The sequence below is a fragment of the Bradyrhizobium sp. NAS80.1 genome (genome assembly GCF_001908205.1).
GTDB lineage: Bacteria > Pseudomonadota > Alphaproteobacteria > Rhizobiales > Xanthobacteraceae > Bradyrhizobium.
Map to the genome: position 1 here is coordinate 89529 of NZ_LGHL01000064.1, position 6178 is coordinate 95706.

5 protein-coding genes are annotated in these 6178 nt (G+C 65.0%); 2 read left to right on the plus strand and 3 right to left on the minus strand.

All coding sequences use genetic code 11. The features are described 5' to 3' along the window. Nucleotides 1-14 precede the first annotated feature (14 nt). Nucleotides 15-410 carry a hypothetical protein gene (locus AC629_RS16445; RefSeq protein WP_245331886.1) on the plus strand — a complete coding sequence of 132 codons (396 nt, stop codon included), beginning with the start codon at nt 15-17 and terminating at the stop codon, nt 408-410. Between the two features lie 171 nt (nt 411-581). Here the strand turns inward: AC629_RS16445 and AC629_RS16450 are convergent, their stop codons facing one another. After that, nucleotides 582-1838, minus strand: a complete 1257-nt coding sequence (locus AC629_RS16450; protein WP_084805898.1) for an aminopeptidase — start codon at nt 1836-1838, stop codon at nt 582-584. 112 nt (nt 1839-1950) lie between these two features. After that, nucleotides 1951-3312 carry a class-II fumarase/aspartase family protein gene (locus AC629_RS16455; RefSeq protein ID WP_084805900.1) on the minus strand — a complete coding sequence of 454 codons (1362 nt, stop codon included), beginning with the start codon at nt 3310-3312 and terminating at the stop codon, nt 1951-1953. Nucleotides 3313-3831: 519 nt separating this feature from the next. On the opposite strand from AC629_RS16455, the gene AC629_RS16460 reads away from it, so the two are divergent. Next, nucleotides 3832-5391, plus strand: coding sequence for a winged helix-turn-helix domain-containing protein (locus tag AC629_RS16460; RefSeq protein WP_084805901.1), 1560 nt, complete (start codon nt 3832-3834; stop codon nt 5389-5391). 160 nt (nt 5392-5551) lie between these two features. On the opposite strand, the gene AC629_RS16465 is transcribed toward AC629_RS16460, so the two are convergent. Further along, nucleotides 5552-5974: a GFA family protein gene (locus tag AC629_RS16465; RefSeq protein ID WP_084805903.1), complete on the minus strand. Its 423-nt coding sequence runs from the start codon at nt 5972-5974 to the stop codon at nt 5552-5554. Between the last annotated feature and the right edge of the window lie 204 nt (nt 5975-6178).

Below are 6178 nucleotides of genomic sequence, written 5' to 3' on the forward strand. Positions count from 1 at the left end.
CCGGCGGCGCGTTCATGCTGCTGCCGCCGCAGAATGTGCTCTACGTCTCATCGGAGGGCCGCGCAGGAATTATCGCGGAGAGTTTCGAGGCGTTCGTCCAGCTCGTCGTCGCCCGCCCCTATTGGCTGGACATCCTCAAATTTTCCGCCGGCGGCGACCTCGTGGAGATGCGGCGCGCGGCGGACGTGCTGGAGACAACGCTCGACGACGAGGACGAGATCAACGAGGCTCGCGAGGAAATCCGTGGCGCGCTCGATCTGCCCGCGGCGAACGATTCCGTCGGCGCGCTTTACGAAGCAGTGGCCGCGTCCGACGCCATCGTGCGGGCCACCGACGGCAGCCCGTTCACGACGCTGTTCAACCGCTTCAGCATCGACAACAACCCAATGCTGCGCAACGCGGCGGCGTGAGAGAGGCTTCGAGGGTACCAATGCGCTCGGCCTTCATGGTTCGAGACGCGCCGCAAGGCGGCGCTCCTCACCATGACGGTCTAACATCTCTCCGCGAAACGAGACCTCATCCCGAGGAGCCCGCCAACGGCGGGCGTCTCGAAGGATGCACCGCAGAAGAGACCGTTGGCGTTACTTCGCCCACTCGCCCTTGCGGAACACCGGCACCTTGCTGCCGTCGGCGAGAATGCCGTCGATGTCGGTCTCGGCCGAACCTATCATCCAGTCGATATGGATCAGGCTCTGATTGCCGCCTTGCGCGGCGATCTGTTGCGGCGTGAGCTGCGCGCCGTTGATGAAGCATTTCGAATAGCATTGGCCGAGCGCGATGTGCGACGCCGCGTTCTCGTCGAACAGCGTGTTGTAGAACAACAGCCCGCTCTGCGAGATCGGCGAAGAATGCGGGACCAACGCCACCTCGCCGAGGCGCCGCGCGCCCTCGTCGGTGTCGAGCACCTTGTTCAGCACCTCTGAGCCGCGCGAGGCCTTGGCGTCGACGATCTTGCCGTCCTCAAAGCGCACCGCGATGTTGTCGATCAGCGTGCCCTGGTAGGACAGCGGCTTCGAGCTCACGACATGGCCGTAGACGCGCCGGCAATGCGGCGTGGTGAAGACCTCTTCGGTCGGGATATTGGCGTTGCAGCTGATGCCGTTCTTGGAGAGCGAGGCACCGCCCTCCCATTCATGGCCGTCGGCAAGCCCGATGGTGAGGTCGGTGCCCGGCCCTGAGTACTGCAGCGCGCGGAAGCGCTGGCCGTTGAGCCAGTTGGTGCGCTCGCGCAGCACCGCATTGTGGCTCGCCCAGTTGCCCATCGCATCCTCGCGATCGACGCGGGAGGCGGCGAAGATCGCATCCGCGAGCTTGCTGACCGCAACGTCCTCGGGATCATCGGGAAACACTTGCTTGGCCCAAGACGGGCTCGGATAGGCGATGATGTTCCAGTTGGTGTCGAAATTGACGATCTTCTCCAGCGCCGGCTGATAGGCCATCGAATTGGCCTTGCTCGCGCGCGCCACCTTCGAGGGATCCTCGCCCGACAGCAGCATCGGATTGTCGCCGACGATGGCGAGCCGCGCGGTGTTTTCCGAGAACGCCTTCGCCATCCCCTCGTAGAGCCAGCCGGCGGCGCGATCAAAACTGTTGTCGTGACCGTGGCGATAACGCGCCAGCGTCATCTCCTCGTCCGACAGGATCGGCGTCACGATGCCGGCGCCTGCCTTGTAGGCGTGCACGGCGATCCGCCGCACCAGCGGCAGCGCGATCGCGGGCGCCGTCAAGAGAAGATCCTGTCCCGGCCGCAAGCCCAGGCCCACCTTCACCGCCACCTCGGCCAGCCGGTCGAGTTTCGCGGGATCGATGGGAGTGGAAGTATTGCGGTGATCAGTCATGCGGGGTCCTCTGCCGAAACTCTCTGTTCAATCTAAGTCTAGCAGCGCGAGACACAAGTGTGCGATTGTCCTGCGACACATGAAAGATACGCAATTTAGCGTATCGTGGTTTTCAACGCGTTGCCGATTTCAGCACCCGGTCGACCATCGCGGGCCCAAGCCCGAGGTAATTTTTCGGTGAGGTGAGCGCGTCGATTGTGGCACGGTCGATGCGGCTGGATATCCGTGGATCAGCGGACAGCGCATCAGCGAGGCTTTTGCCCTCTTCGTTGGCGTGGCGGCAGGCGTCATAGACCACGTCATGCGCCTCCTGCCGCCCGAGCTGCGGCGCGAGGCCCATCATGACCGCCTCGGCCACGATCAGGCCGCGGCTGACGGCGAGATTGTCGTCCATCTTCCTTTCGTCAACGATAAGGCCGGCGAGCGCAAACTTCGCCTGATGCAGCGCGCCGGCAGAGAGCACGAAACTTTCGGGGATCGCCATCCATTCGGCGTGCCAGGGTCCGGTGGCGCGTTCGAAATCCTGCACCATCGCATCCAGCATCAGGCCCGCGTGCTGGCGCACCGCCTTGGACGCCGCGAACATCAGCTCCGAGGAGATCGGGTTGCGCTTCTGCGGCATGGTCGAGGAGGCGCCGCGCCCCTTGACGAAGGGCTCGTAGACTTCGGCGAACTCGGTCGAGGCCATGATCATGATGTCGAGTGCGATCTTGCCGAGCGAGCCGGTGACGAGCGCGAGGAAGTTCACCGCCTCGGCGAAGCCGTCGCGCGCAACGTGCCAGGTCGAGGCGGGAACGCCGAGCTTCAACTCGGCGCAGAGCACCTCCTGCACATCGAAGCCCTTGTCACCGAGCGAGGCCAGCGTGCCCGCCGCGCCGGCGAACTGGCCGACCAGCACGCGCGGCTTCAATTGCGCCAGCCGCTCGGCGTGGCGGTCGAACATCGCAAGCCAAATCGCGGTCTTGTAGCCGAAGGTCACCGGCAGCGCCTGCTGAAGATGGGTGCGGCCCGCCATCGGCGTGTCGCGATAGCGCTTCGAGAGGTTTGCGAGGATGCCGCGGAGCTCGGCGATGTCGCGCTCGACGATCTCGAGCGCGGCGCGCAATTGCAGCACCACGGCGGTGTCCATGATGTCCTGCGTCGTCGCGCCCCAATGCACGTAGCGGCCGGCCTCGCCGCACTGCTTCACCATCTGATGCACCAGCGGCAGGATCGGATAGCCGACGATGTCGGTCTCCTGCCGCAACAGGTCGAAATCGAGCGCGGCGACATCCGTCCGCGCCGCGATCTGATCCGCGGCCTCCTGCGGAATCACGCCGCACCTCGCCTCAGCCTTCGCCAGCGCCACCTCGACCTCGGCATAGCGCGCGACCAGCGCGACGTCGGAAAACACCTCCCGCATCTGCGGCGTGCCGAAGGCGTCGCGGAACAGCATGGAGTCGAGCACGGTGGTGGAGGCAGGGAAAGCGGGCATGGGCGCTTCTTCGTGGTTATGTTTTGTGTGGAGGGCAGCTTACGCAGGCCGCGCTGTTCGGCAATGGACATTGCGGTTCGCCACACATTCGATGGCGTGCGCCTTGCGACCGCGCATTCGGCTGCTCCCTCCGTCATCCTGAGGTGCGAGGCGCGAGATGCGAAGCAGCGCGCGCAGAGCCTCGAAGGATGAGCGGCCGGGATGCAGCCGGGCCGTGCATCCTTCGAGGCCTCCGCTGCGCTCCGGCGCCTCAGGATGACGGATCGATTGCGAGGACGATGGTATCAATTCAGTACGTCGCCCGCGGCAATCTGCCCCAAACCGCCACATTCCGGTTGAGATTGAATTCCTACTCGAAAACGGCATGGCAGCCATCTCGCAATTGCGGTGAACCCGGCGCGCCCTTCGGCGGACTTACAGGCTTCAAGTCGAAATCCATTTTGATTTCACCACTGCCTGATTTCTCCACTGCCTGATTTTGCCGTTGCCTGATTTCATCATGAGGCTTGAGTTCTCGACGTGCAGTTTCTGTTCCGGGATCACCTACTCGACACCGACCGGCGCGAGCTGAGCCGCGAGCAGGTTCCCGTGGCCGTGGAGCCGCAGGTCTTCGATCTCGTCGTCCATCTCATGGAAAACCGTGACCGGGTGGTTAGCAAGGACGAGCTGATCGACAAGATCTGGCACGGGCGCAGCGTCTCCGAATCCACACTGACCAGCCGGATCAATGCGGCACGCAGGGCGATCGGCGACAATGGTGCGAGCCAGACGCTGATCCGCACCATCGCGCGCAAGGGCTTTCGTTTCGTTGGCGATGTCGAGACCAAGCGCGGCGCGGCCGCGCCGGAGCCCGGTCGTGTCGCCCAGACGCAGCCGGCTGCGCTCGCGCTGTCCGACCGGCCCGCGATCGCCGTGCTGCCCTTCACCAACATGAGCGGCGATCGCGAGCAGGACTATTTCTCCGACGGCATCAGCGAGGACATCATCACCGCGCTGTCGAGGCTGCGCTGGTTCTTCGTCATCGCGCGCAACTCTTCCTTCGTCTACAAGGGCCGCGCCGTGCACATCCAAGAGGTCGCGCGCGAGCTCGGCGTGCGCTACGTACTCGAGGGCAGCGTGCGGCGGAGCGGCGAGCGGCTGCGCATCTCGGCCCAGCTCAACGACGTCTCGACCGGCAGCCATCTCTGGGCCGAGCGCTACGATCGCGAGCTTGCCGACATCTTCGCCGTGCAGGACGAGATCACCGAAGCGATCGTCGGCGCGATCGAGCCGCAGCTCTACGCGGCCGAGAGCTTTCGCGCCCAGCAGAAGCCGCCGGGCAGCCTGGACGCCTGGGACCTCGTGATGCGCGCGCTGTCGCATTACTGGCGCATCACCCGCGAGGACAATGCCGTCGCGCAAGGATTGCTCGAAAAGGCGATCGCGATCGATCCCGCCTATGGCAAGGCGCTGGGCCTGCTCGCGACCAGCCATATCTTCGGCGCGCATATGGGCTGGGCCGACATGGCCGCAACCGTCCCCATCGCGGAAGCCGCGGCCCTTGCGGCGGTGGCGGCCGATCGCGAGGACGCCTGGGCCCATCACGGCCTCGCCTACACCTATCTGTTCCGCCGCCGCTTCGACGACGCGCTGGCGGAGTTCGAGCTGGCGCTGAAACTCAATCCGAATTTCGCGATGGCGCACGCCTCCTACGGCGTGACGCTGTGCTACGCAGGACGATGGCAGGACGGCGACGCCGCCGCGCGCCGCGCGCTGCAGCTCAGTCCGCGCGATCCGCTCGCGGGGATCTATTGCGGCGTTGCGGCCTATGCCCAGTTCATCGGCCGCAATTACGAGGCGGCCGTGCAGATGGCACGGGAGTCGATGCGACAGCGCGGCGATTTCGTCGGCGCGCATCGCGTGCTGACGGCCGCCGCCGGAATGTTGGGGGATCCCGTGCTCGCCGCGTCCGCGCTGCAAGGCCTGCGCCGCACCCAGCCCGGCATCTCGCTCGCCTGGATCATGCGCGAGCTCCCGATGCTGCGGGAGGAGGATCGCGCGCACTATCTGGAAGGATTCCGCCGCGCGGGGATGACGTGACGAACTTCTCCCTCCCCCCGCTTGCGGGGAGAGGGTTGGGGTGAGGGGGAGTCTCCGCAGAGGCGCTGGCAGTTGGACTCGCGGAGAGTCCCCCTCACCCGGATTGCATCTTCGATGCAATCCGGCCTCTCCCCGCAAGCGGGGAGAGGCGAAGGACTCCCTACTCCTGCATCATCTCGCCGCTGCCGCCGAACTCGGCGGGAAAGTCCTTCAGCTTGGGCAGGCCGTCGCGCATCGGCAGCACCGTCTCGGCATAATTGACGTGAACCCCGGGCTTGAAGGCGAGTGTGGGGATGGTGGCGGTGAAGACGTCGATCAGATCGAGCGGCGGGTGATTGGTCATGAGATGACCGCCGCACTTCTTGCAATATTTGCGCTGGCTGAGCGGCGTCTTGGCAAAGGTCTCAACGTGCTGGGCGCCCTCGGTGATGCGCACGGCTTCAGGCTTCCACAGGCTGAAGGCGTTCACCGGTCCGCCCGACCACGAGCGGCAGGAGCGGCAATGGCAATAGCCCATCGCCGCCGGCTCGCCCGTGACCTCGATCGTGACCGCGCCACAGAAGCAATTTCCGACATGTTTCATTTGGTCATCTCCTTGATGAGGGTTTGAAATCGTTACCCTCTTTCCGCTCCCTATCCGCCGATAGCCTCGGCGAAGATGAAGGCGGGATCGAGACGAGCTTCGCTCACTCTGAGAGGGTCGAGGTAAGGGGGCGAGGTGACGGGGAATCACCCCGGGGGATATCAAAGACTGAACTACTCCGCCCTTCCGCGCGTCCTCCTTTTG

Excerpts from the sequence above, each read along its gene's own strand:
- AC629_RS16455 (WP_084805900.1), bottom strand. The coding sequence starts at position 3,312 with ATGCCCGCTTTCCCTGCCTCCACCACCGTGCTCGACTCCATGCTGTTC.
- AC629_RS16465 (WP_084805903.1), bottom strand. The coding sequence starts at position 5,974 with ATGAAACATGTCGGAAATTGCTTCTGTGGCGCGGTCACGATCGAGGTC.
- AC629_RS16445 (WP_245331886.1), top strand. The coding sequence starts at position 15 with ATGCTGCTGCCGCCGCAGAATGTGCTCTACGTCTCATCGGAGGGCCGC.
- AC629_RS16450 (WP_084805898.1), bottom strand. The coding sequence starts at position 1,838 with ATGACTGATCACCGCAATACTTCCACTCCCATCGATCCCGCGAAACTC.